Source organism: Kitasatospora sp. NPDC048365, assembly GCF_043200835.1.
GTDB lineage: Bacteria > Actinomycetota > Actinomycetes > Streptomycetales > Streptomycetaceae > Kitasatospora > Kitasatospora terrestris.
The window spans coordinates 1-21,302 of the sequence record NZ_JBICYJ010000042.1 but is presented as its reverse complement, the minus strand read 5'-3'; the positions used below and the strand labels follow the sequence as shown (position 1 = coordinate 21,302).

General features: G+C 75.6%; 20 protein-coding genes. 11 read left to right on the top strand and 9 right to left on the bottom strand.

The window, feature by feature from the left end:
* The first annotated feature begins 30 nt into the window (after window positions 1–30).
* On the top strand, window positions 31–447 hold the full coding sequence (locus ACGFX4_RS32350) for a heme-binding protein (protein ID WP_393082048.1): 417 nt from the start codon (window positions 31–33) through the stop codon (window positions 445–447).
* Here the strand turns inward: ACGFX4_RS32350 and ACGFX4_RS32345 are convergent.
* The 3 genes from ACGFX4_RS32345 to ACGFX4_RS32335 all read right to left on the bottom strand — a co-directional run bounded on the left by ACGFX4_RS32345 (window position 422) and on the right by ACGFX4_RS32335 (window position 4,236).
* Window positions 422–1,966 (bottom strand): ATP-dependent DNA ligase, encoded by a 1,545-nt coding sequence (locus ACGFX4_RS32345; RefSeq protein ID WP_393082045.1) that lies wholly within the window; start codon window positions 1,964–1,966, stop codon window positions 422–424. The genes ACGFX4_RS32350 and ACGFX4_RS32345 overlap by 26 nt on opposite strands.
* Window positions 1,967–2,096: 130 nt before the next feature.
* A complete protein-coding gene (locus ACGFX4_RS32340) occupies window positions 2,097–3,221 on the bottom strand; it encodes a winged helix DNA-binding domain-containing protein (RefSeq protein ID WP_393082043.1) in 1,125 nt (374 codons plus the stop codon).
* Between the two features lie 82 nt (window positions 3,222–3,303).
* A complete protein-coding gene (locus tag ACGFX4_RS32335; protein ID WP_393082041.1) occupies window positions 3,304–4,236 on the bottom strand; it encodes an NADP-dependent oxidoreductase in 933 nt (310 codons plus the stop codon).
* Between the two features lie 140 nt (window positions 4,237–4,376).
* Between ACGFX4_RS32335 and ACGFX4_RS32330 the strand changes: the two genes are divergently transcribed.
* Together ACGFX4_RS32330 and ACGFX4_RS32325 are read left to right on the top strand one after the other, a co-directional pair.
* Window positions 4,377–5,318, top strand: a complete 942-nt coding sequence (locus ACGFX4_RS32330; protein WP_393082039.1) for an AraC family transcriptional regulator — start codon at window positions 4,377–4,379, stop codon at window positions 5,316–5,318.
* 59 nt (window positions 5,319–5,377) lie between these two features.
* The gene (locus ACGFX4_RS32325) at window positions 5,378–5,602 is read left to right on the top strand and encodes a hypothetical protein (protein ID WP_393082036.1); all 225 of its coding nucleotides are present in this window, start codon (window positions 5,378–5,380) and stop codon (window positions 5,600–5,602) included.
* A 12-nt stretch (window positions 5,603–5,614) separates the two neighbouring features.
* Here ACGFX4_RS32325 and ACGFX4_RS32320 read toward each other — a convergent pair whose 3' ends face one another.
* Window positions 5,615–8,008 (bottom strand): lysylphosphatidylglycerol synthase domain-containing protein, encoded by a 2,394-nt coding sequence (locus ACGFX4_RS32320; protein ID WP_393082035.1) that lies wholly within the window; start codon window positions 8,006–8,008, stop codon window positions 5,615–5,617.
* Between the two features lie 164 nt (window positions 8,009–8,172).
* Between ACGFX4_RS32320 and ACGFX4_RS32315 the strand changes: the two genes are divergently transcribed.
* Complete coding sequence (locus tag ACGFX4_RS32315; RefSeq protein WP_393082034.1) at window positions 8,173–8,451, top strand: hypothetical protein; 279 nt, start codon at window positions 8,173–8,175, stop codon at window positions 8,449–8,451.
* A gap of 64 nt (window positions 8,452–8,515) precedes the next feature.
* Window positions 8,516–9,010 (top strand): NUDIX domain-containing protein, encoded by a 495-nt coding sequence (locus ACGFX4_RS32310; RefSeq protein WP_393082032.1) that lies wholly within the window; start codon window positions 8,516–8,518, stop codon window positions 9,008–9,010.
* A gap of 195 nt (window positions 9,011–9,205) precedes the next feature.
* Here the strand turns inward: ACGFX4_RS32310 and ACGFX4_RS32305 are convergent, their stop codons facing one another.
* The gene (locus tag ACGFX4_RS32305) at window positions 9,206–9,901 is read right to left on the bottom strand and encodes a tyrosine-protein phosphatase (protein ID WP_393082030.1); all 696 of its coding nucleotides are present in this window, start codon (window positions 9,899–9,901) and stop codon (window positions 9,206–9,208) included.
* 82 nt (window positions 9,902–9,983) lie between these two features.
* Window positions 9,984–10,616, bottom strand: a complete 633-nt coding sequence (locus ACGFX4_RS32300) for a TetR/AcrR family transcriptional regulator (RefSeq protein WP_393082028.1) — start codon at window positions 10,614–10,616, stop codon at window positions 9,984–9,986.
* Window positions 10,617–10,665: 49 nt separating this feature from the next.
* On the opposite strand from ACGFX4_RS32300, the gene ACGFX4_RS32295 reads away from it, so the two are divergent.
* Window positions 10,666–12,195: an FAD-dependent oxidoreductase gene (locus ACGFX4_RS32295; protein ID WP_393082025.1), complete on the top strand. Its 1,530-nt coding sequence runs from the start codon at window positions 10,666–10,668 to the stop codon at window positions 12,193–12,195.
* A 28-nt stretch (window positions 12,196–12,223) separates the two neighbouring features.
* Here the strand turns inward: ACGFX4_RS32295 and ACGFX4_RS32290 are convergent, their stop codons facing one another.
* Window positions 12,224–12,919, bottom strand: a complete 696-nt coding sequence (locus ACGFX4_RS32290; RefSeq protein WP_393082023.1) for a hypothetical protein — start codon at window positions 12,917–12,919, stop codon at window positions 12,224–12,226.
* Window positions 12,920–13,124: 205 nt separating this feature from the next.
* Between ACGFX4_RS32290 and ACGFX4_RS32285 the strand changes: the two genes are divergently transcribed.
* The 5 genes from ACGFX4_RS32285 to ACGFX4_RS32265 all read left to right on the top strand — a co-directional run bounded on the left by ACGFX4_RS32285 (window position 13,125) and on the right by ACGFX4_RS32265 (window position 19,254).
* Complete coding sequence (locus ACGFX4_RS32285; protein ID WP_393082127.1) at window positions 13,125–13,841, top strand: RNA polymerase sigma factor; 717 nt, start codon at window positions 13,125–13,127, stop codon at window positions 13,839–13,841.
* On the top strand, window positions 13,838–14,725 hold the full coding sequence (locus ACGFX4_RS32280; RefSeq protein WP_393082021.1) for a hypothetical protein: 888 nt from the start codon (window positions 13,838–13,840) through the stop codon (window positions 14,723–14,725). The genes ACGFX4_RS32285 and ACGFX4_RS32280 overlap by 4 nt, the downstream gene beginning before the upstream one ends.
* A 303-nt stretch (window positions 14,726–15,028) precedes the next feature.
* Complete coding sequence (locus ACGFX4_RS32275) at window positions 15,029–15,535, top strand: hypothetical protein (RefSeq protein WP_393082019.1); 507 nt, start codon at window positions 15,029–15,031, stop codon at window positions 15,533–15,535.
* Window positions 15,535–17,685 (top strand): bifunctional polysaccharide deacetylase/glycosyltransferase family 2 protein, encoded by a 2,151-nt coding sequence (locus tag ACGFX4_RS32270; protein WP_393082016.1) that lies wholly within the window; start codon window positions 15,535–15,537, stop codon window positions 17,683–17,685. Before ACGFX4_RS32275 ends, ACGFX4_RS32270 begins: the two co-directional genes overlap by 1 nt.
* A gap of 45 nt (window positions 17,686–17,730) precedes the next feature.
* Complete coding sequence (locus tag ACGFX4_RS32265) at window positions 17,731–19,254, top strand: protein kinase (RefSeq protein WP_393082014.1); 1,524 nt, start codon at window positions 17,731–17,733, stop codon at window positions 19,252–19,254.
* An 8-nt stretch (window positions 19,255–19,262) separates the two neighbouring features.
* On the opposite strand, the gene ACGFX4_RS32260 is transcribed toward ACGFX4_RS32265, so the two are convergent.
* Window positions 19,263–19,790, bottom strand: a complete 528-nt coding sequence (locus ACGFX4_RS32260; RefSeq protein ID WP_393082012.1) for a potassium channel family protein — start codon at window positions 19,788–19,790, stop codon at window positions 19,263–19,265.
* On the bottom strand, window positions 19,787–21,070 hold the full coding sequence (locus tag ACGFX4_RS32255; RefSeq protein WP_393082009.1) for a hypothetical protein: 1,284 nt from the start codon (window positions 21,068–21,070) through the stop codon (window positions 19,787–19,789). The genes ACGFX4_RS32260 and ACGFX4_RS32255 overlap by 4 nt, the downstream gene beginning before the upstream one ends.
* Between the last annotated feature and the right edge of the window lie 232 nt (window positions 21,071–21,302).

The following is a 21,302-nucleotide window of genomic DNA, read 5'->3' as shown; positions in this document are numbered from 1 at the left end:
GGCCGGGCCTGCCACTGGCAGGCTCGCCGCATGACCCTGAACCTCGCCGTCGCCCAGTCGCTCTGCACCGCCGCGCTCACCGAGGCGGCCCGGCGCCGGCTCGCCGTCTCGGTCGCGGTGGTCGACGCCGGCGGCCACCTGATCGCCTTCGCCCGGATGGACGGTGCCGAGATCGCCGGACCGGTGCTCGCCCCGGACAAGGCGTACACCGCCGTCGCCAACAGCGCCCCCACCCACGAACTGGCCGTCGCCGCCGCGCCCGGCGGCCCGCTCTTCGGCCTGCACGCGGCCGCGGGGGGCCGCTACGTGATCTTCGGCGGAGGCATCCCGCTGCTCGACGTCGCCGGCCGGATCGTCGGCGGCATCGGGGTCAGCGGCGCCCCCGAGCCCGCGGACGACACCGCCTGCGCCCAGGCGGCGGTCACCCGCTGGGCAGCAATGCGCTGACCGCCGCGACGGTGTCCGCCTCGGCGGCCGTCTTGTCCTCCCGGTACCGCACCACCCGGGCGAACCGCAGGGTCACCCCGTCCGGGTAGCGCGAGGACCGCTGCACGCCGTCGAAGGCGATCTCCACCACCAGCTCCGGCCGCACCACCACCCCCCACGGCTCCTCCCGCACCGCCAGCTCGCGGAGCCGTCCGGTCTGCCACACCAGCAGCGCGTCGGTCAGCCCCTTGAACGTCTTCCCGAGCATCGCGAAGGAGCCGTCCTCCCGGCGCGCCCCCAGGTGCAGGTTGGACAGCCGTCCGGCCCGCCGCCCGTGCCCCCACTCGGCGGCCAGCACCACCAGGTCCAGGGTGTGCACGGGCTTCACCTTCAGCCAGGAGGCGCCCCGCCGGCCGGCGCTGTACGGCGCGTCCAGCCCCTTCACCACCACGCCCTCGTGCCGGTGCTCCCCGGTGGCCCGCTCGGCGAACTCCTCCGCCGCGGCGCGGGCCGCCGGATCCGCCGGGTCGGCCACCACCAGCCGGCGCACCCGCGCGGACTCCGGTGCCAGCCGCGCCAGTTCGGCCTGCCGCTCGCCGGCCGGGGCGTCCAGCAGCACCCGCCCGTCCACTGCCAGCAGGTCGAAGAAGACCGGGGAGAGCGGCAGTCCGGCGTTCTCGCCCGCCGCCTCGGCCGCGGAACCGACCCGCCCGGCCGTCTGCTGGAACGGCCGCGGCCGGCCCTCGCCGTCCAGCGCCAGCACCTCGCCGTCCAGCACCACCTGCTCGACCGGCAACTCCCGCACCAGTCGGGCGACTTCCGGAATCCGTGCGGTGATATCGGCGAGCGTGCGGGTGTAGATCCGCACCCGGTCGCCGTCCCGGTGGACCTGGATCCGGATGCCGTCGAGCTTCTCCTCCACCGCACACGGCCCGAGCCGCTCCAACGCCTCCGTCACGGTCTTCGCGGACTGCGCCAGCATCGGCAGCACCGGACGGCCCACGCTCAGGGTGAACTCGTCCAGCACCTCCGGGCCTTCGGCCAGCAGCAGGGCCGCCGTCGCACCCGCCGAACCGGACAGCATCACCGCCCGCCGCACCGCCCCGACCTCGACACCGACCGCCGCCGCCAGGCCCTCCACCGCGAGCGCGTCCAGCGCGCCCTGGCGCAGCTCGCCGCCGATCAGCCCGAGCAGGAACGCCTGCTCCTCCTCGGTGGCCTCCGCCATCAACGCGTCGACCAGGCGCTTGCGTTCGGCCTGCGCGCCGGCGCCCGAGAGCGCGGCGATCCGCTCCAGCCGGGCGTCCACCTCCAGCACCCGCAGGGTCGGTTCGGCGGCCGGCCCCGGACGGTCGCGCAGGGTCTGCCGGCCGACGCCGATCCGCCGCTGCGGCAGCCGGCCCGCCAGATAGGTGATCACCACGGGCGCCTCGGCCGGCTCCGCGTGCCGGAAGAGCTCGGCGAGCAGTGCGACCTTCGCGTTCCGCGCGGTCGTCCGGGTGAGCTGCCGTGACGTCCGGGCCAGGTCCGCGAGGTGCATGGCTCCATCCTCACCGTGGCGGCGGCCGGTCGCCCGGCGGGCGCACCGGGTCGGTCCGCCCGCACCGCGAGCCTGCGCGGCGCGCCGGGTCGGTCCGCCCGCACCCCCGGCCTGCGTGCGGCGCGCCGGGTCAGACCGTTCGTACCGCCAGCCTGCGCGGCGCGCCGGTGCAGGCGGCCAGCCGCTCCGCCGCCGCCTCCAGCGCGCCCGCCGGCAGGGCGCCGTGCTCGGCGAAGAGCCGCACGTCCACGACGTCCCCGTCGAACTCCCACACCCCGGCGACCCGGCCCCCGTGCACCACCACCGGCGAGATCCAGCCCGCCGCCCGGGACACCTCCGAGCGGCGCTCCGGCGCGAGCAGTCGGGCGTCGGACGTGCCGGTGCCGAGCACGTACTGGTCGAAGCCGGGCAGCAGCACCACCTCCTCGGACGGCTGCGTGGCCGCCAGCTCCGCCACGTCCTCGGCGAGCATCCGGCGCGGCTCCCCGTCCACCGACACCTCGGCCAGCCGGTCGCCGAGCGCGGCGAACCAGCCGCGCAGCCGGGCCTTCCTCGACGCGCCGCGCAGCAGCCACGCGTCGAAGGACTCGGCGGTGGCCGGGCCGTGCGCCCCCAGGTAGGCCGGCAGCACGGTGTGTGCGGCCTGCTCGGGTTCGGGCAGCGTTCCGAGCCAGCCGGCGATCCACGTGCGCGGCGCGGCGAAGCCGGCCCGGTTGCCCTCGCCGGGGCCGTTGCAGAGCCGTCCGGTCCAGGCGAGCGGCTTCAGCACCGTGCCCCAACCGGACGTCAACTGCTCCCGCAGATCGGCGAACGCGGGCCGGGCCACCAGCGCCTCGGTGAGCTCCGCCCGGCTCAGCGGGCCGGCCGACAGCAGCTCCTCGACCGCGTCACCGAGCGCCGCCATCCGGTCCGGGGTGACGCCGAAGGTGCGCTGCCAGGACGGCTTCTCCCAGGTACGGGCGGCGGAGATCAGCGAGAGGTACGACGGCAGGTCGCCCGGGTCCATCAGGTGCAGGGTGCCGCGCATCGCCCAGGTGCGGACCACCGTGCGGTCGGCCAGCGCCGCTGCCACCGCGCCGGGCCGCGGAGCCTCCTGCCGCACCGCGACCGCCAGCTCCGCCGCCGACGCCACCTGCGCCTGCACCCCGCAGAGCCGCCGCACCACCTCCGCGACCCCGCCCCCGCCCCGCGGCACCAACCCCTGCCGCCGCAACCGCCACGCGAACACCTGCTCGTGCGTCACCCGCATCCCCATACGCCCACCCTAGGCACCACCCCCGTCACCGCCCCGCCGGTGTGCGGGGCGGGGTGACCGCGCGCCCGGTGGGACGGGGGCGTCAGGGGATCAGGACGATCTTGCCCTTGGTGCGGCCGGTCGCGATCAGCTCGTGGGCCTTGGCGGCGTCGGCGAGCGGGAGCCGGTGCTCGACGTGGGGGCGCAGGCGGCCGGTCTCCACCAGGTCGGTGAGTGCGGCGAGGCCGACCCGGTCGGGCTCGGCGGTGAAGGGGACGAAGCGCCGTCCGGCGGCCGCCGTCCGCTCGGCGAACTCCCGGTCGGAGGATCGCACCAGGGTGACCAGCGCCCCGCCGTCCCGCAGCACGCCGAGCGAGCGCTCGGCGACGTCCCCGCCGATGCCGTCGAGCACCACGTCGAGTCCGGTGAGCCCGTCGGTGAAGTCCGCGGTGCGGTGGTCGATCAGGTGGTCCGCGCCGAGCTCGCGCAGGAAGTCGTGCTTCTCGGCGCTCGCGGTCGCGTACACCTCGGCGCCGAGCGCCTTGGCGATCTGTACGGCGAGGTGGCCGACGCCGCCGCCGGCGGCGTGGATCAGGACCCGCTGTCCGGCCTGCAGCTTGGCGCCGTCGACGAGGGCCTGCCAGGCGGTGAGTCCGGCGAGCGGCAGGGCGGCGGCCTCGGCGTGGCTGAGGCCCTTCGGCTTGCGGGCGAACTGCCGGGAGGGCGCGGCGACGTACTCGGCGTAGGTGCCGGCCTGGCGGGGGAAGAGCGGCATGCCGTAGACCTCGTCGCCGACCCTGAGGTCGGTGACGCCGGGCACGACCTCCTCGACGACGCCGGAGACGTCCCAGCCGAGGACGAAGGGCGGTTCGCCGAGCAGCGGGAAGGCCCCGGCCCGGACGTACGCGTCGACCGGGTTGACCGAGGTGGCATGCACCCGGACCAGCACCTCGGTGACGGTCGGTACGGGCCGCTCGATCTCGACGCTCTCCAGGACCGACGGCCCACCGATGGAACGCTGGGTGATCGCTCGCATGACTGGTCTCCTCTGACGGTTTCCTGCTCCGTTGTTGTCCCCAACGCTAGAAGCGCCACCGGAGACGATGAATGGCCATAACTCTCGATTCCCTGTCCGATCGTCTCGCTACATCCTGCCGATCCGTCTACATTGGTCGTATGGACATCCTCACCGAAGCCGTCGCCTCCATGCGGACCGACCGCGCCCGTGCCGCCCGCACCGAGTGCCGGGGGCCGTGGGGGCTGCGCTTCCACGAGGAGGCGGGGTCGGGCTTCCACATCGTGCTGTCCGGGTCCTGCTGGCTGCTCACCCCGGACGGCGGTGCGACGGCGCTGGGCGTGGGCGACGTGGTGTTCCTGCGCCGGGGCGCGGAGCACGTGCTGACGGACGACCCGGGCTCCCCGGTGCGGGACTTCCGGCCGGAGCCGGCCGCACCGGACGACAGCACGGTGCTCGGCCACTTCGAGCTGGACGGCGGCGCGGGTCCGCGCGCCACGCTGCTCTGCGGCTCGTACCACCTGGACCGCACCCGCCAGCACCCGCTGGTGGCGAGCCTCCCGGAGCTGATCCACCTGCCGGCGCAGCCGGGCCGGCACCCGGCGCTGCGGGCGGCGATCGAGCTGCTCGGTGCCGAGCTGAGCAGTCCGGGCCCGGGTTCGGACGGCGTCGTCACGGAGCTGATCGACCTGCTGCTGCTGTACATCCTGCGGGCGTGGCTGGCGGAGCAGCCGGACTGCGCGACGGCCGGCTGGTCGGCGGCGCTGACCGATCCGGCGATCGCGCCGGCGCTGCGGGCGATCCACGCCGACCCGGGGTACGCCTGGACGGTGGAGGGCCTCGGCGAGCGGGTCGGGTTGTCCCGGGCGGCGTTCGCGCGGCGTTTCACCGGGCTGGTCGGCGAGCCGCCGCTGGCGTACCTGACCCGCTGGCGGATGACCACCGCGGCCCGGCTGCTGCGCCAGTCGGACCTGGGGATCGGCGCGGTCGGCGCCCGGGTCGGCTACGGCTCGGAGTTCGCCTTCGCCAAGGCGTTCAAGCGGGCGTACGGCCTGCCGCCGGGCCAGTACCGGCGCGAGGCGCCGGAGCCGTCGGCGGCCTGACGCGCCGCGGCGGGCGTGTAGCACGGGCGTCGGCCGCCGCCCGGGCGGATACTGACGGTATGCGCCTGAACCCTGAGAATCCCGAGTTCCCCGAGGACCTCGACGAGGAGTCGCCGGCGGCGATGGAGCCGGAGGACGCGCAACGCGAGGTCGTCGAGCACGAGCTGGACGACCTGGAGGTGCTGCGCCAGCACCGCGCGCTGGGTGCCGACGACGCGGACGACGGCGACGCCGTCGAGCAGGTTCGCGAGGTGGCGGTCGACGACGAGGACTACCGCGAGTAGCCGTCGGTCCCGCTACAGTGCCCGCCGGCGCTGGAGCCAGGCGAACGCCGCCCACCCCGGCAGGATCGGCAGCAGGAAGGTCAGCAGCCGGAACAGCATCACCGCCGCGAACGCGGCGGGCTTGTCCATGGTGCTCGCGCCGACCAGCAGGTTGGTGAGCAGCACTTCGACGCCGCCCGCGCCGCCGGGGGTGGGCATCACGTTGCCGGCGGCGTTCCCGGCCATGAAGACGAAGGCGACGGCCAGCAGGCCCGGCTGTTCGCCGACCGCGCGGGCGCAGCAGTAGAGGCAGGTGACGAAGGTCGCCGAGACCATCGCCTGCCCGGCGAAGCCGACGGCGAGCTTGCCGGGCTGCTGGAGCATGTCGAGCAGCCGGGGCAGCACCTCGGCGCGCAGCGGCCGCAGCAGGGCCTGGACCCGGCGGCGCAGCCAGGGGACGGCGGTGGCGGAGACGATCAGCACGGCGAGTCCGGCGAGGCCGACGGCGAGTATCCAGCCGCTGGGCAGTTCCTCGACCGGGCCGTCGGAGTCCAGGCCGAGCAGCGAGCTGACCACGGCGAGCTGGAGCAGGTGCAGGGCGAGGCCGATCATCTGGGACGCGCCGACGCTGGACAGCGCCTGCGCGGTGGGGATGCCGGCGCACTGCAGGAAGCGGGTGTTGAGGGCGATGCCGCCGACGCCGCCGGGGGAGACCAGTTTGACGAAGCCGCCGGCCACCTGGGCGGTGAGCGCGGTGCCGAAGGGGAGCCGTTCCGGGACGAAGCCGATCACGCCGAGGGTGGCCACCAGGTAGCTGGCGACGGCGGCGAGCGCGGCGCCGGCCAGCCAGCCGGGGTCGGCGTCGGCGAGCACGCCGATCGGGTTGCGGTCGGCGGTGAAGAGGGTCTGCAGCAGCAGGTACCCGGCGAGCATGCCGGCGGCGACGGTGAGCAGGGTGCGCGGGCGCAGCCGTTCCAGCCGGACCGGTTCGGACGGGGCCTGCGGCAGGTGGCGCTGCACCTCGGCGCGCAGTTCGGCGGTGAGTTCGCGGTGGGGCCGCAGCGCGGCGCGGGTGGCGCGGGGGAGGGCGATCGGCTGGAGCAGCGGCAGGGCGGCGCCGACCGGGCCGGGGCCGAGCACCCGCATCGCGGCGGCGACGGTGCGGGTGGGGCCGGCGTGCAGGGCGAGCACGGTGAGCAGCCCGGCGACGTCCAGGCGCAGCAGCAGGTCGCCGGCGGCGATCTCGCCCTCGGTCGGTCCGACCAGGTGGACCGCGCCCTCGGCGTCGACCAGGACGTTCTGCGGGTCGAGCGCCCGGTGGGCGATCCGGCGGCGCTGGAGCAGGGCGAGCTGCTGCCAGGCGTCGGTGAGGACCTCGTCGGTGAGCTCGTCCTCGGTGAGTTCGACGATCGGCCGGGCGGTGAGCTGCCGGTACGCCACCAGGGCGGCGTCCGGGCCGAGTTGGGCGACCGCCTCGGGGGTGCGGGTGCGCGCCCCGGCGGCGGTGGCGGCGTACGAGAGCAGGGTCTGGTGCTCCAGTCCGGCGCGCAGTGGTCGCAGGCCGAGCGGGCGCGGGGCGGTGCGGACCCGCAGCACCACCCACAGGTGCCGGAGCAGGCCGCTGGCCTGGGCCTGCCGGTCGATCAGGTGGACGTCCAGCACCGGCCGCCCGTCCCGCTGGGTGACCAGGTACGAGCACGGTCCGGTGGCGGTGACGGTCAGCGGGCGGACCCCGCACTGGGCGAGGGTCTGCTCGACCTGCCGCACGGTGGGGCAGGGCAGCGGCTCGCCGACGGCGTACCGGATGCCGTGCGCGGTGGTCCAGCCGATCAGCAGGGCGAGCACCAGGGAGAGCGGGCTGGCGTAGCCGGTGACCAGGCCGGAGAGGCCGGCGAGGGTGAGGGTGGTGCCGAGCGCGGTGCGCCAGCGGCGCAGGCCGGCGGTGGAGACGGCGGTCATGAAGGCCAGCACCGGGGCGAGGTGGCCGTAGACCGGGTCGGTGCGGCCGATCCCGCCGGGGAGCGGGTGGGTGAGGGTGGTGAGGCCGCCGGCGGCCAGGTCCAGGCCGAGCGTGAGGCCGTACGCGGCGACGGCGGCGAGCACGCCGTCGGCGACCCGGCGGCGGTCGCCGCGCAGCAGCCGGTCGACGGCGAAGGAGAGCGGGACCAGCAGCAGGGCGCCGGCGCACAGCGCGGCGGTCAGCTTGACCGGCGGCCAGGGCAGCAGCCCCGCGCCGAGCGAGACGTCGGCGTCCAGGCCGCCGGCGGTGGCCTGCGCGTAGCCGGCGAGCAGCAGGGTCAGCCCGACGCTGCCGAGGCCGGCCAGCAGCCGGATCAGCGACGCCGGGTGCCGCACCCGGCGGTCCCCGGACCGGGGCGGGTCGGGAAGCACCGCGCCGGCTTCGTCAGCGTGTATCACCGTGGCCACGCGGCATGCTCCCACACCGGTGTTCGACCCGGGTGGCCGTTTCCGGGGCGGCGGCCGCGTAGGGTGGTGTGTATATGGTGTGTTATCCGGGCATACCGGAACGGATACCGCACCCATGCGGCCACCCGCCCTCCGTGCGGCCGGCCGCCGAAGGGAGGTCGACGATGACCAAGCGATCGACCGGCAAGATGACCAAGCTCCGCAAGGGCACCCAGGAACTCCTCGAGCGCCGCGCCATGGCCGCCGATCCCAGCCCGCTCGCCCCGCAGCTGCACACCGACAGCGCCACCGCCGCCCGGACCGGGCCGTACTTCGGCGATGCGATGTTCAGCCACGGCGGCCGCCGTGTCGACGTCCCCGCCGGACCGCTCGGGGGCCCGGCCGGACACACCGAGCTGCCGGGCCACCGCCACCGCGGCGCGGAGAAGCACTCGGCGCACTGACCCCGGCCCGCGCGGAGGTGGGAGAGTGATCGCGACACCTCCCACCTCCGCCCCGAGGAGTGCCGTGACCGACGCGCCCGAGTTCAAGTCCCGCGAGGAGTGGCTCGCCTCGCTGCACCGCGTGTACGCCGCCGCCGGCTGCCTGATCACCGACCCGGAGGGCCGGGTGCTGATCGTCAAGGCCGGCTACCGCGAGCACTGGCAGTTCGTCGGCGGGACGGTGGACCTGAACGAGAACCCCCGGCAGTGCGCCGAGCGCGAACTCCTGGAGGAGACCGGCCTGGTGGGCGCCGCCGGCGACCTGCTCGCGGTCGCCTGGACCCACCCCAGCGGGGAACTCGACCACCCCGCCTGCCACTTCCTCTTCGACCTGGGCACCATCCCGGCCGACAGCCCGATCACCCTGCCGGCCGGCGAGCTCGACGAACACCGCTGGGCCGGCGTCGACGAGGCCCTCGAACTCCTCGGCCCCGCCCGCGCGCTGCGCCTGACCGCCGGTCTCGCCGCCCGCGCCGACGGCCGGACCCGGATCGTCACCGCCCCCAACTCCGGCTTCTGACCGGCCGGTCCGCGGCCGGCCTCCGGCGCGCTACAGCGACAGCTTGAACCCGTCGTGGCGCGCCTCGGTGCGGCGCTTGTTGCCGGTCAACTGCACCAGGGCGCAGCCGCGTTCGCGGACGTGGCGGACAGATCGGCGCGGGTGGCCGGACGGAAGAGCGCGGGACAGATTCTCCCAGGCGGTGGAGTGGCCCGGTCAGCCGGCCAGGCGGGCGCGGACGGCGGCGATGTCGGCGGCGGGCAGCAGCTCGGCCGGGTCGAAGTCGGCGAGCACCTCCAGCAGGACCTCGTGCGCGGTGGTGCCGGCGTCCGCGAGGATCTTCTCGATCTCCGCCTGCTCGTCCGGGCGGCCCAGCATCACCCAGAGCGGGCGCAGGTTGTCCGCGCTCAGCCGGTAGTCGGCGGCCACCGCCTCCGGGTCCGCCCCGGCGAGGGCGAGCAGCACCAGGGCCGCCAGGCCGGTCCGGTCGCGGCCCGCGCCGCAGTGCACCACCACGCCGCCCGGCGCCGCGTGCGCGACGGCGGCGACCACCGCGGCGACCGCGTCCGGGCAGTGGTCCAGGTAGGGGCGGAAGGCCAGCGGCGTCCCGTCCAGCCCGCCGAACCGGGCCCACCACTGCGGGCCGGCCAGCTCGTCGAGCGGCACCCGGACCAGCGTGACGTCCTCGGGCAGCGGCAGCAGCGGGCGGTACTCCTCCTCGTTGCGCAGGTCGACGACGGTGCGCACGCCGTACGAGCGCAGCGCGGCCCAGCCCTCGGCGGTCAGCCGGTCCAGGTTGTCGGCGCGGACCACCGCCCCCGGCCGGGTCCGCCCGCCGCCGGTGAGCGGCAGACCGCCCAGGTCCCGGACGTTCAGGCAGCCGTCCCACACCAGGTGCCGCGCGTCGCTCATCTCGAGTTGTCCCCCGTAAGTCGGCAGGGGCCCCGCGCCCCTGCTGACCAGGACACCGCCGACCGGGTCGGCGGTTGCACCGTCAGAAGGCCTTCCGGGCCTCTTCCACGGCGGCGAAGGCGCGGTCGACCAGGGCGGCGTGGTCGGCGGCGACCGCGGCGGAGGGCTCGCCGGCGAGGATCCGGCGGGCGGTGGTGGTGAAGACCGTGCGGATCGCGGTCATGCCGAGCGCGGCGGTGAACCGGGCGCGCAGCGGGTCGGCCCCGGGTTCGGCGGCGAGCTGCTCGGCGAGGCCGCGTTCCAGTTCCTCCGCCACCTCGCGGACGAATCCGCGCAGTGCGGCCGAGTCGAGCACCGTGCGCCAGAAGACGGCGATGTTCTCGCCGAAGCCGGTGAGCGGGTGCCCCTGCTCGGCGAGGTCGTGCATCAGCCGCCGCAGCGCGTCGAGCGGGCTGCTGCCCGGCGCCCGGCCGGCGACCGCGCCGGTGAGCAGCCCGGTCACCTCCGGGACGCGGTCGAACAGCAGCTCCTCCTTGCGGGGGAAGTAGTTGAACACCGTCATCTTCGAGACCCCGGCGGCGTGGGCGACCTCGGCGACCGAGACCTCGTCGAAGCCCCGGCCGAGGAAGAGCGTGGTGGCGGCCTGGGAGATGGCCAGCCGGGTCTGCTGCTTCTTGCGTTCGCGCAGCGGGATGTGGGGGGAGTCCTGGTCCATGAGGAAAGTGTACTGGACCAAAACTTTGACCGGGTATAAAGTCGCGGCCATGGACCTCGACATCAACACCGATGTGGTGATCGCGGGGGCGGGTCCGGTCGGCCTGCTCCTCGCCTGCGAACTCGCGCTGGCCGGCGCGCACGCGCTGGTCGTCGAACGGCGTACGGAGATCGACCCCACCGCCAAGGCGGGCTCGGTCAACGCCGCCTCCGCCCGCCTGCTGGACCGGCGCGGCCTGCTGCCGCAGCTCGCCGCCGCCCAGGAGCAGGTGCTGGCCCGGATCCGCTCCTTCGCCGCCGCCCGGCCGGGGAGTGCCGGTCCGGCCCGGCTGCCCCGGTACGCCGCCCACTTCGGCGGCGTCGTGCTCGACCCCGCGCTGATCGACGAGCGCGACCCGCTGCTGGCCGGCCTCGGCCCGGCCGCCGAGGTGCTCGTCGTCCCGCAGCAGGCCGTCGAGGCGATCCTGGCCGCCCGGGCCGCCGAGCTCGGCGTGGAGATCCGCCGCGGCGCCGAGCTGACCGGCTTCGACCGGGAGGAGGGTGCCGTCACCGTGCACCTCGCCGACGGCTCCCGGGTCCGGGCCGGCTGGCTGGTCGGCGCCGACGGCGGCCGTTCCACCGTCCGCCGGCTCGCGGGCTTCGCCTTCCCCGGGACGGACCCGGAGATCACCGGTCACCAGGCGATGGTCGAGATGGAGGGCGCGGAGAAGCTGCGTCCCGGCTGGAACGCCACCGACACCGGCGTCTACGTCAGCGGGCCGATGGCCGGGCGGATCCTCACCGTGCAGTTCGACGGGCCGCCCGCCGACCGCGGGGCGCCGGTCACCGCGCCGGAGCTGACCGCCGCGGTCCGCCGGGTCACCGGCGAGCCGGTCACCGTCACCGCCGTGCACTCGGCGACCCGCTTCACCGACAACGCCCGCCTGGCGGACACGTACCGCCTCGGCCGGGTGCTGCTCGCGGGGGACGCGGCCCACGTCCACTCGCCGTTCGGCGGGCAGGGGCTCAACCTCGGGCTCGGCGACGCCGTGAACCTCGGCTGGAAGCTCGCCGCGGTGGTACGCGGCACCGCCGGCGAGGAACTGCTCGACAGCTACACCGCCGAGCGCCGTCCGATCGCCGCGCAGGTGCTGGACTGGACCCGGGCGCAGATCGCGCTGATGCGGCCCCGGCCGCACGAGCGGGCGCTGCGCGGGGTGGTGGCCGAGCTGCTCGGCACGTCGGCCGGCGCCACCCGGATCGCCCGGGACTTCTCCGGCGCCGCGCAGCGCGTCCTGCCCGAGGGCGGCCACCCGCTGGTCGGCACCGTCCCGCCGGAGCTGGAGTTCGCCGACGGCACCCGGCTGTCCGACCACTGCCACGGCGGTGGCGGCCTGCTGCTGCGGCTCGCCCCGGACGCCCCGCACGCGCCCGGCCACGCCGACCGGGTCTGCACCGTCACCGCGACCTGCCCCGACCGGCCGGACCTGGCCGCGCTGCTGCTGCGCCCCGACGGCTTCACCGCCTGGGCGGCCGGCAGCGCCGACGCGGCGGGCCTGCCCGAGGCGCTCGCCACCTGGTTCGGCGCCCCGGGTGCGTGACCGACGCGGCTGGGGGTGCCGGGCCGGCTCAGGGCGTCAGGCCGTACTCGTCCTCCTCGCCGAAGGTCCACAGGTCGCGGCCGAGGGTGTCGAGGGCGCGGACGCGGGCGAAGCGGTCGTCCCCGGCGGAGAGGAAGCCCCGGGCGGCGGACTCCAGGACCTGGCGGGCGATCCGGTCGGCGCGGCTCCAGGCGCCGTGCAGCAGCAGGACGCCGTCGGCCAGCTCGGCGCGCTGGATGCGGGCGACGGCGGCCTGGGCGAGCGCGGCGTTGACGCCGTCCAGCTCGCCGGGGGAGAGGTAGGTGTGCGGGACGGCGGCGAGCCGGCGGACCAGCTCGGGCAGCCCGTAGTGGCGGACGGCGGCGATCGAGTCCTCGACGGTGACCAGCCACCGCGGCCCGGGGGAGATCTCCCACCACAGCTCGCCGCCGACCGGCAGCACCTCGCCGATCGGGGCCCGCCAGGTCTCCAGGCCGTGCGCCGCGTTGGCGTCGGGCCGGGCCGCCCGGCCGTCCCAGACGGCCTTGGGGGTGACGCTCAGATTGAGGGTGTAGCGGACCGAGCGGTCGGCCGGGCCGGGCAGCACCTGGACCGAGAGCACCGCCCAGCGGGCCGGGTCCGGCACCGAGAAGGAGTACCGCCACCCGGTGAACCCCATCGCCCGCAGGGCGGGCGCGAAGTGGTCGCGCATCCCCTCGGTGAAGAGCTCGGGGGCGGTCGCCATGGCACTCCCGTCGGAAAGCGGACTGTTTACGTCTAAAACGTACGTTTCGGACAGTCCTCGGGACTGCGGGCGAATGACAGTCACTGACAGGACCTTGGTCCCGGCCTCTCACGTCCCCCGTATGGCGCATCATGTGGCGGTGCACAGTGCTGAACACCACGGGGTGGACGACGACGATGCCGGCCACCCCCCAGGACCCGGGGACCTGCCGCCGGACCGGCGGACCGACCTGACGGCGGCCGTGGAGGCGGCCCGGGCCGGTGACGAGGAGGCGTTCCGGACCCTGTTCCGGGCGGTCCAGCCGGGCCTGCTCCGCTACCTGCGCGTCCTGGTCGGCGGCCGGTCGGAGGACGCCGAGGACATCGCCTCCGAGGCGTGGCTGCAGATCGCCCGCGACCTCTCCTCGTTCACCGGCGACTCGGACGGCTTCCGCGGCTGGGCGGCGACCATCGCCCGCAACCGCGCCATGGACCACCTGCGCCGCCAGCGCCGCCGCCCGGTCGCCGACCTGCCGGTCGAGTACCTGGCCGAGCTCGCCGCGCTGGAGGACACCGCCGGCACGGCGATGGCCGCGGTCGCCACCTCGGACGCGCTGGCGATGATCGCCGGACTGCCCAAGGACCAGGCCGAGGCCGTCCTGCTGCGGGTGGTCCTCGAACTGGACGCCGAGACCGCCGCCCGGGTGCTCGGCAAGCGCGCCGGCACGGTCCGGATGGCGGCCCACCGCGGGCTGCGCAAGCTCGCCAAGCTGCTCGACCAGACCGGCGGGCCCGCCACCGGTATCCCCCACCAGCAGGCCCCCGCCGGCCCGGCCGCCCCGCCCGCGGGCGTGCCCGCCGGCCGCCGCCGCACATCGGCGAAGAAAAAATCCGCGCAAGGTGTGACACCGGCGCGGGCCGCGACGCTGAAGGACATGAGATGAGCACCAACCGATCCCGCCGGATCGACCGCGACACGGCCGAGCAGCTGCTCGGCGGTGACCCGGTCGGCTCGGAGGCCGGTCAGGCCTCCCTCACCGGACAAGCGGCCCTCGCCGGGCTGCTCGCCGCGGCCAAGGCGCCGGCGGCGGGCCCGGCGGAGGGGGCGCTGCCCGGCGAGGAGCAGGTGATGGCCGCGTTCCGGGCGGCTCGTCACAGCACTGCCCCCCAGCACCTGGCCCCACAGCACCGGAGACGAACGATGGCGGACACCGCGCTCGCGCGGGCCTTCAGCGCGAAGGCCCTCGCCGCCGCGCTGGCCGCCACCGCGGTCGGCGGCGTGGCCTTCGCCGCGTCGACCGGCAACCTGCCGACGGTGCTCGGCGGCCACGGCCCGGTCGACTCCCCGGCCCTGACCGGCGGGTCCTCGCACTCCGCCGGACCGGGCGGCGGGACGGACCGCCCGGGCGGCGACCCGTCCGGCCGGACGGGCACGCAGCCGGGCGGCACCGCCAAGCCCTCGGCCGACGCCTCCGGCACGGCCGGCGCGAGCGCGGGCGCTTCCGGCGACCCGTCGCAGCTGCCGGACCTCGCCAAGCTGTGCAAGACCGTCGGCGAGCGCACCGGCAACGCGACCAAGCTCCGCGAGCTGCTGGCCGAGGAGTCGATGCAGCCGCTGGTGAAGGCCGCCGGCGGCGCCGACAAGGTCGCTCCGTACTGCGCCAACGTCGTGGGCAAGGGCAACGCGTCGCCCGGCAACGCCTCGCCCGGTGACCACGGCAAGCCCTCGCCCACGCCGACGGCGTCGTCGACCAAGGGCGAGCGCGAGAAGACCGCCGCGCCCAGCGCGGACCAGAAGGCCGCCCGGAGTTCCGACTCCGGCGGGTGACCGAAGACTCCGGTCGGACGGTGGGCAAACCCCCCGGGCCCATCGTCCGACCGGGACCGACCGCCCACGCGCCGCCGCGCGTGGGCACCAGTTCCGGACGGTCGGCGGGTTCCCCCGGACCCGTCGCCCGTCCGGTGAAGTTCCGGATGGGCGGAGGTACTCCCCCGGGTCCGCCGCCCATCCGGATCCGCCTCCGAGGGCGGACGACGAGCTCGGGCGGTCGGTGGATTCCCCCGTGTCCACCGGCCGCCCGGCGTCCTTGCCTGCAGCCGGTCCCGCCGGCGTCCCCGACAGGACCACACGGTGAACGACGACACGGCCCAGCTGGCCCCGCCCCGCCCCGCGGATCCCCGAGCCCCCGAACCCGGCACCGTCCCGGGCCCGCGCCGCGCCCGCGCGCTGCCCGCGGAGGAAGCCCCCGTCTTCGTCGATGCCTCCGGGCGCCGCCGACGCCGGGTCCAGCGGATCGGCCGGCTGCTCGCGATCCCGGCCGCCGGCTACCTGCTCCTGCTGGCCAGCAACCTGCTCGGCGGCCCCGCCGTGGACGCGCCGTTCCTGCCCCAGCCCCCCGAGCGCACCACCCCGGCCCCCCAGGCCCCGCAGCCCACCGCGGCGGCGGAAGCCGCGGCCGCCGATGCTGCCGCCGCCGACCCGACGTCCTCCGCGCCGGCCACCCGGCGTGCCACCGCCCCGCCCGCCCCCACCGCCGCCGCCCCGACCACCGACCCGGCGACCGCCGCGCCGACCCCCTCGGCGAGCCGCGGCAAGCCCACCGCCCCCAACCCCCACAAGCCCACCAAGAGCCCCTGATGCCCACCACCTCCACCCGACCCCGGGCCCGCCGCGGCCGCCGCGGGGTGGTGCGCCAGACCTCGCTGCGCACCCACTGGCTGCTGCTCACCGTCCTGGTGCTGACCCTGGCCGCCGCCCTGCTGCTGCAGGGCTGGACCCGGCACATGATCGGCACCGCCCCCGACGGCGCGGACCGCCCGAAGGCGTCCGCCGGAGCCGTCCCGCCGCAGATCGCCGACGGCGGCCCGGTGATCGACGCGGCCGCCGTCCGGACCGCGAAGCCCGCCGCGCACACCGTCGCCCTCACCTTCGACGACGGACCCGACCCGGTCTGGACCCCGAAGATCCTCGACGTGCTGAAGCGCGCCCAGGTGCACGCCACCTTCTTCGTGGTCGGCACCCAGGTCGCCGACAACCCCGACCTGACCCGGCGGATCCTCGCCGAAGGCCACCAGATCGGCATCCACACCTTCACCCACACCGACCTCGCGGCCGCCTCCCCCTGGCGCCGCACCCTGGAGCTGCGCGAGGCCCAGCTCGCCCTGGCCGGCGCCACCGGCACCACCAGTTCGCTGCTCCGCCCGCCCTACTCCTCCGAGAACTCCGCGCTCACCGACCCGGACTGGGCCGCCCTCCAGGACGCCGCGCACGCCGGCTACCTGACCGTCCTCACCACCCTGGACAGCGAGGACTGGCGCCGCCCCGGCGTGGAGAAGATCGTCGCCAACGCCACCCCGAAGGGCCCGAACGGCCAGGTCCTGCTGATGCACGACGCCGGCGGGGACCGCGCGCAGACCGTCACCGCCCTCGAACAGCTGCTGCCGAAGCTCAAGGCGGCCGGCTTCCGGGTCACCACCGTCGGCGACGCCGCCGCGCTGCCCGCCACCTCGCACCCCGCCGCCACCGCCGACCGCTGGCAGGGCCGGGCGCTGCTCGCCGCGCTGGCCGGCAGCGACTGGGCGCTGCGGGTGCTCGGCTGGCTGCTCTGGGGCGCCGGGGCGATCGGCGTGGTCCGCGCCGTCGCCCTGGTGGTCGCCGCCCGCCGGCACAAGAAGCTGCGCCGCAAGGGCTGGGGTCCGCCGGTCACCGAACCGGTCTCGGTCATCGTGCCCGCGTACAACGAGAGCGCCGGCATCGAGGCGGCGGTCCGCTCGCTGCTGGCCTCCGACCACCCGGTCGAGGTGATCGTGGTGGACGACGGCTCCACCGACGGCACTGCCGACCTGGTCGAGTCGCTGAACCTCCCGTACGTCCGGGTGGTCCGGCAGGCCAACGCGGGCAAGCCGGCCGCGCTCAACAACGGCCTGCGGCACGCCCGCGCCGAACTGGTGGTGATGGTCGACGGCGACACCGTCTTCGAACCCGACGCCGTCCGGCACCTCGTCCAGCCCTTCGCCGACCGCCGGGTCGGCGCGGTCTCCGGCAACGCCAAGGTGGTCAACCGCGGCGGCCTGCTCGGCCGCTGGCAGCACATCGAGTACGTGGTCGGCTTCAACCTGGACCGTCGGCTCTTCGACCTCGCCGAGTGCATGCCCACCGTCCCCGGCGCGGTCGGCGCCTTCCGCCGCTCGGCGCTGCTGCGGATCGGCGGCGTCGCGGGGGAGACCCTCGCCGAGGACACCGACCTCACCATGGCGCTCTGCCGGGCCGGCTGGCGGGTGGTCTACGAGGAGCGCGCCAAGGCCTGGACCGAGGCCCCCGCCTCGCTCTCCGCGCTCTGGCGCCAGCGCTACCGCTGGTGCTACGGCACCCTGCAGGCGATGTGGAAGCACCGCGGCGCCCTGGGCCAGCGCGGCCAGGCCGGCAAGCTGGGCCGCCGCGGCCTGCTCTACCTGCTGATGTTCCAGGTGCTGATGCCGCTGCTCGGCCCGGTGGTGGACGTCTTCGCGCTGTACGGCCTGGCCTTCCTCGACCCGGTCCGGGTGATCGGCCTGTGGCTGGTCTTCCAGCTGCTGCAGACCGCCACCGCCGTCTACGCCTTCCGCCTCGACCGGGAACGCCTCGGCCCGCTCTGGACCCTCCCGCTCCAGCAGGTCGTGTACCGCCAGCTGATGTACCTGGTGGTCATCCAGTCGGTGTGCACCGCACTGGCCGGCTCCCGGCTGCGCTGGCAGCGGATGCAGCGCTACGGCAGCCTCCAGGTCCCGCCTCCTGCCGCGCGGCCCTGACCGCTATGGTTCACGGATGGCCGACAGAAGCGAGGGGAGATCCCGATGATCGGACGCGCGCTGAACGGGCGCTACGAGCTCGGCGAGATACTCGGCGTCGGCGGCATGGCCACCGTCCACCGCGGCCTGGACCGGCAGCTCGGCCGCCCGGTCGCGGTCAAGGTGCTCAACGGCGGCCTCGCCGACGACCCCCGCTTCGCCGAACGCTTCGCCCGTGAGGCGCAGCACGCCGCGCTGCTGGTCCACCCGCGGATCGTCACCGTCTTCGACTCCGGCGTCGACCAGGGCTCCCCGTACCTGGTGATGGAGCTGGTCGACGGGATCACCCTCGGCCGGCTGATCGCCCAGACCGGCCCGCTGCCGGTGGAGCGCGCCGTCGGCATCGCGGCCGCCGTCCTGGAGGCGCTGGCCGCCGCCCACGGCCAGGGCCTGGTCCACCGGGACATCAAGCCCGGCAACATCATGATCACCGCCGACGGCGGGGTGAAGGTGGTGGACTTCGGCATTGCCCGGGCCGGCTCCTCCAGCGGGCAGCAGCTCACCCAGACCCACGCCGTCCTCGGCACCGCCGCCTACCTCTCGCCCGAGCAGGCCCAGGCCGCGCCGGTCGACGGCCGCTCCGACCTGTACGCGGTCGGCTGCGTGCTGGTCGAGATGCTCACCGGCGCGCCGCCGTTCACCGCCGACACCCCGGTCGCCATCGCCTTCAAGCACGTCACCGAGTACCCCGTCCCGGTCTCGGTGCACCGGCCGGACGTGCCGCCCGCGCTCGACGCCGCCGTGCTGCGGCTGCTCGCCAAGAACCCCGACGACCGTCCCGCGGACGCCGGCCGGGCGCTCGCGGAGCTCCTCGCGGCCGTCCCCGCCGCGCCGGCCGACCGCACCAGCGCGCTGCTCAACTCCGCGACCCAGGTCCTCCCCCCGGTCACCCCGCCGGCCGGCTTCCCGCCCGCCGCGCCGTACGTGGAGCCCAACCGGACCTCGGTCCTGCCGCCGCTGCCCTCGATGGCGGCGATGGCCGACGAGGGCCGGTACGAGGCCCCGTACGAGGACGAGCGGCCCCGCCGGGGCCGCAACCCGCTGGTGTACGCCGGTGTGGGCGTCGGGGTGGTCGCGGTCTGCGCGGCCGTCGCGGCCTTCGCCTTCAGCGGCAACGGCGCCAAGCAGACGCCCGCCGCGACGCCGCCGGCCGCCTCCGCCCCGGCGAGCTCCGCCGCGCCGGGCCCGAGCTCCTCCGCGAGCCCCAGCGCCTCCGCGAGCGCGTCCGCGAGCCCGAGCAAGCTCTCGGTCGCCGGCCAGATCGCCCAGCTCCGGGCGAGCGTCGCGCAGGCCGACTTCACCAAGGAGCGCGACCGTCAGGACGACCTCACCCGGGTCCTCGACGACGCGACCCAGGCCGTCGCCTCCCGTCGCCCCGACGACGCCGAGGACCGGCTCAAGGACGCCCAGCGGCTGGTCCGCGACCTCCAGAAGCGCAAGGCCGTCGACCCGGCCACCCTCGCCACCTGGCAGGCCCGCCTCACCGCCCTGGTCGCCGTCCTGCACGCCCAGGCCCAGCAGCAGGGCTGAGCGGGCCGCTACGGCGGGGGCTCGGCGCCGATCCGGCCGGCCACCCGGCTGCGGATCGTCCGGGTGAGCGCGGTGAACCCGGCGGTCAGGAACACCAGGGTGTACAGGATCTGCAGCATCACCACGACCCGGGCGGCCTGGCCCACCGGCACGATGTCGCCGTAGCCGACCGTCGACATGGTGATCACCGTGAAGTAGAGCGCGTCGACCTTGGTGCTCACCCCGCTGAGCTCGCCGGGCCGCTTCGCCAGCCCCAGGTACGCGGTCGCGAACACCACCAGGGCGCTGCTGAGCAGGAAGACGATCACCAGCGCCGGGTGTCCGGGCTCGTTCAGGATCTCCCGGCGGATCTCCCGCAGCAGCACCCCGGCGAGCGCCACCAGCGCGGCCGAGAACGCCAGCCAGCTGAGCGTGGGGTTGTCCGGCCCGAAGGAGCCGAGCGGGATCAGGAACCAGAGCGTCAGCAGCGCGGCCGGCGGCAGCATCACGGTCACGATCGCCTGGGTGACCGCGGCCCCGCTCCGCCGTGGGGTCACGCCGCCACCGGCCCGTCCGAGGATTCGGGCCCCGGCCCGTCCAGGAACTCGATCACCGCGAGCACCCCGACCAGCGCGATCGCCAGCCAGACCACGACCATCCCGGTCGGGTAGCTCCACAGCACCAGGACGAGTGCGGCCACGCAGACCGCGCCCCAGCCCAGCCACGCCTTCCAGCGGTGCACGAAGGGGCCGACCGGGCCGAGCTTCATGCCGATCCGGTCGGCGGTCTGCCGGACGGCGCCGATCCCGGAGCTCCACAGGCTGCGCACCCAGCCCGCCCGCCGGCCGGAGCCGCTGAGCCAGGCGGCGAGCGCGGCGACGATGCCGAGCGCCAGCACCATCCGGACGGCGGTGCGCAGGTAGCGCACCAGCGCGTCGTAGATCGCGGCTGCGGCGTCCTGGCTGGCCGAGGCGGGCAGCTTGTCGAGGTAGATGGTCCGGAAGACGGTCAGTCCGATGCCGAGCACCACCGCGCCGGCGGCCATCAGCAGGCCGGCGGTGACCACCGCCCGTCGGCGCCGCTGGGCCAGCAGCACGCCGCCGACGGCGCACGCCACGGCCAGCACCGGCACCCAGAAGCCGGCCAGGTCGAGCAGCCGGGTGAGGGTCTTCACCTTCGAGATCTGGTCGCTCTTGACCAGCACGAAGTCGGTGTGGACCTCGGGGATCTTGCTCGCGACGGTCAGCCCGCGGTCGACCAGCCGGGTCTTCACCTGGTCGATCAGCGGCGCCAGGTCGAGGGTGACGGTGTCGCCCTTGATCTGCACGGCGCCGCCGCCCTGGCCGGTGAGCGCCTTGTCGATCGCGGCGTGGGCCCTGCGGTTGACCTCCACCCAGACGGTGGCGAAGGCGTCGCTCTCCACCACGTTCTGCACCTGGGTGTGGACGAAGCCGGTGATGCCGTCGGTGAGGGCGCCGCCGAGTTTCTTGATCGCCGCGTCGAGCAGCGGCCGGTCGGTGGGGGCGACGTCCTCGAGCAGGGTCTCGATCGGCAGGTGCTCCATGATCACGTCGGTCACCCGGTTGGTGATCGCCGCCTGGATCGCCGGGTCGCCGGCCAGCGGCGCCATCGTGGCCACGTACCGGTCGGTGTCGGTGACCTGGGAGTTGGTCCACGCCGCGACCAGCCCGAGCGGGGTGAGGACGGCGGCGATCAGGATCAGGACGACGGCGAAGAAGGACCGGACCCGGTGCTTCTTCGGCTTGGGCCGGCTCTCCAGGACGGCGATCCGCCGACGCAGCTCCGCGACTTCGTCATCGCCGGCGGGTTCCGACATGGCAGGTCTCCCGGTGGTCGATCGACAGATGACTACCAGGAGATAACGCGACAAATCGGACGGCCAATCGGATTGGGCCGCACGAACGACGGAGCCGCGGGGGGGGGGGGGGGGGGGGGGGGGGGGGCGGGGGGGGGGGGGGGGGGGCGCGGGCCGCGCCCCCCCCCCCCCCCCCCCCCGGGGGTGACCGGAGGTCAGGCGTTGTCGATGATGTAGTTCACCGCGTCGCCGA

Bases quoted from the DNA above. Each gene is read 5' to 3' on its own strand.
- ACGFX4_RS32350 (WP_393082048.1), top strand. From the start codon at position 31: ATGACCCTGAACCTCGCCGTCGCCCAGTCGCTCTGCACCGCCGCGCTC.
- ACGFX4_RS32345 (WP_393082045.1), bottom strand. From the start codon at position 1,966: ATGCACCTCGCGGACCTGGCCCGGACGTCACGGCAGCTCACCCGGACG.
- ACGFX4_RS32340 (WP_393082043.1), bottom strand. From the start codon at position 3,221: ATGGGGATGCGGGTGACGCACGAGCAGGTGTTCGCGTGGCGGTTGCGG.
- ACGFX4_RS32335 (WP_393082041.1), bottom strand. From the start codon at position 4,236: ATGCGAGCGATCACCCAGCGTTCCATCGGTGGGCCGTCGGTCCTGGAG.
- ACGFX4_RS32330 (WP_393082039.1), top strand. From the start codon at position 4,377: ATGGACATCCTCACCGAAGCCGTCGCCTCCATGCGGACCGACCGCGCC.
- ACGFX4_RS32325 (WP_393082036.1), top strand. From the start codon at position 5,378: ATGCGCCTGAACCCTGAGAATCCCGAGTTCCCCGAGGACCTCGACGAG.
- ACGFX4_RS32315 (WP_393082034.1), top strand. From the start codon at position 8,173: ATGACCAAGCGATCGACCGGCAAGATGACCAAGCTCCGCAAGGGCACC.
- ACGFX4_RS32305 (WP_393082030.1), bottom strand. From the start codon at position 9,901: ATGAGCGACGCGCGGCACCTGGTGTGGGACGGCTGCCTGAACGTCCGG.
- ACGFX4_RS32300 (WP_393082028.1), bottom strand. From the start codon at position 10,616: ATGGACCAGGACTCCCCCCACATCCCGCTGCGCGAACGCAAGAAGCAG.
- ACGFX4_RS32295 (WP_393082025.1), top strand. From the start codon at position 10,666: ATGGACCTCGACATCAACACCGATGTGGTGATCGCGGGGGCGGGTCCG.
- ACGFX4_RS32290 (WP_393082023.1), bottom strand. From the start codon at position 12,919: ATGGCGACCGCCCCCGAGCTCTTCACCGAGGGGATGCGCGACCACTTC.
- ACGFX4_RS32280 (WP_393082021.1), top strand. From the start codon at position 13,838: ATGAGCACCAACCGATCCCGCCGGATCGACCGCGACACGGCCGAGCAG.
- ACGFX4_RS32270 (WP_393082016.1), top strand. From the start codon at position 15,535: ATGCCCACCACCTCCACCCGACCCCGGGCCCGCCGCGGCCGCCGCGGG.
- ACGFX4_RS32265 (WP_393082014.1), top strand. From the start codon at position 17,731: ATGATCGGACGCGCGCTGAACGGGCGCTACGAGCTCGGCGAGATACTC.
- ACGFX4_RS32255 (WP_393082009.1), bottom strand. From the start codon at position 21,070: ATGTCGGAACCCGCCGGCGATGACGAAGTCGCGGAGCTGCGTCGGCGG.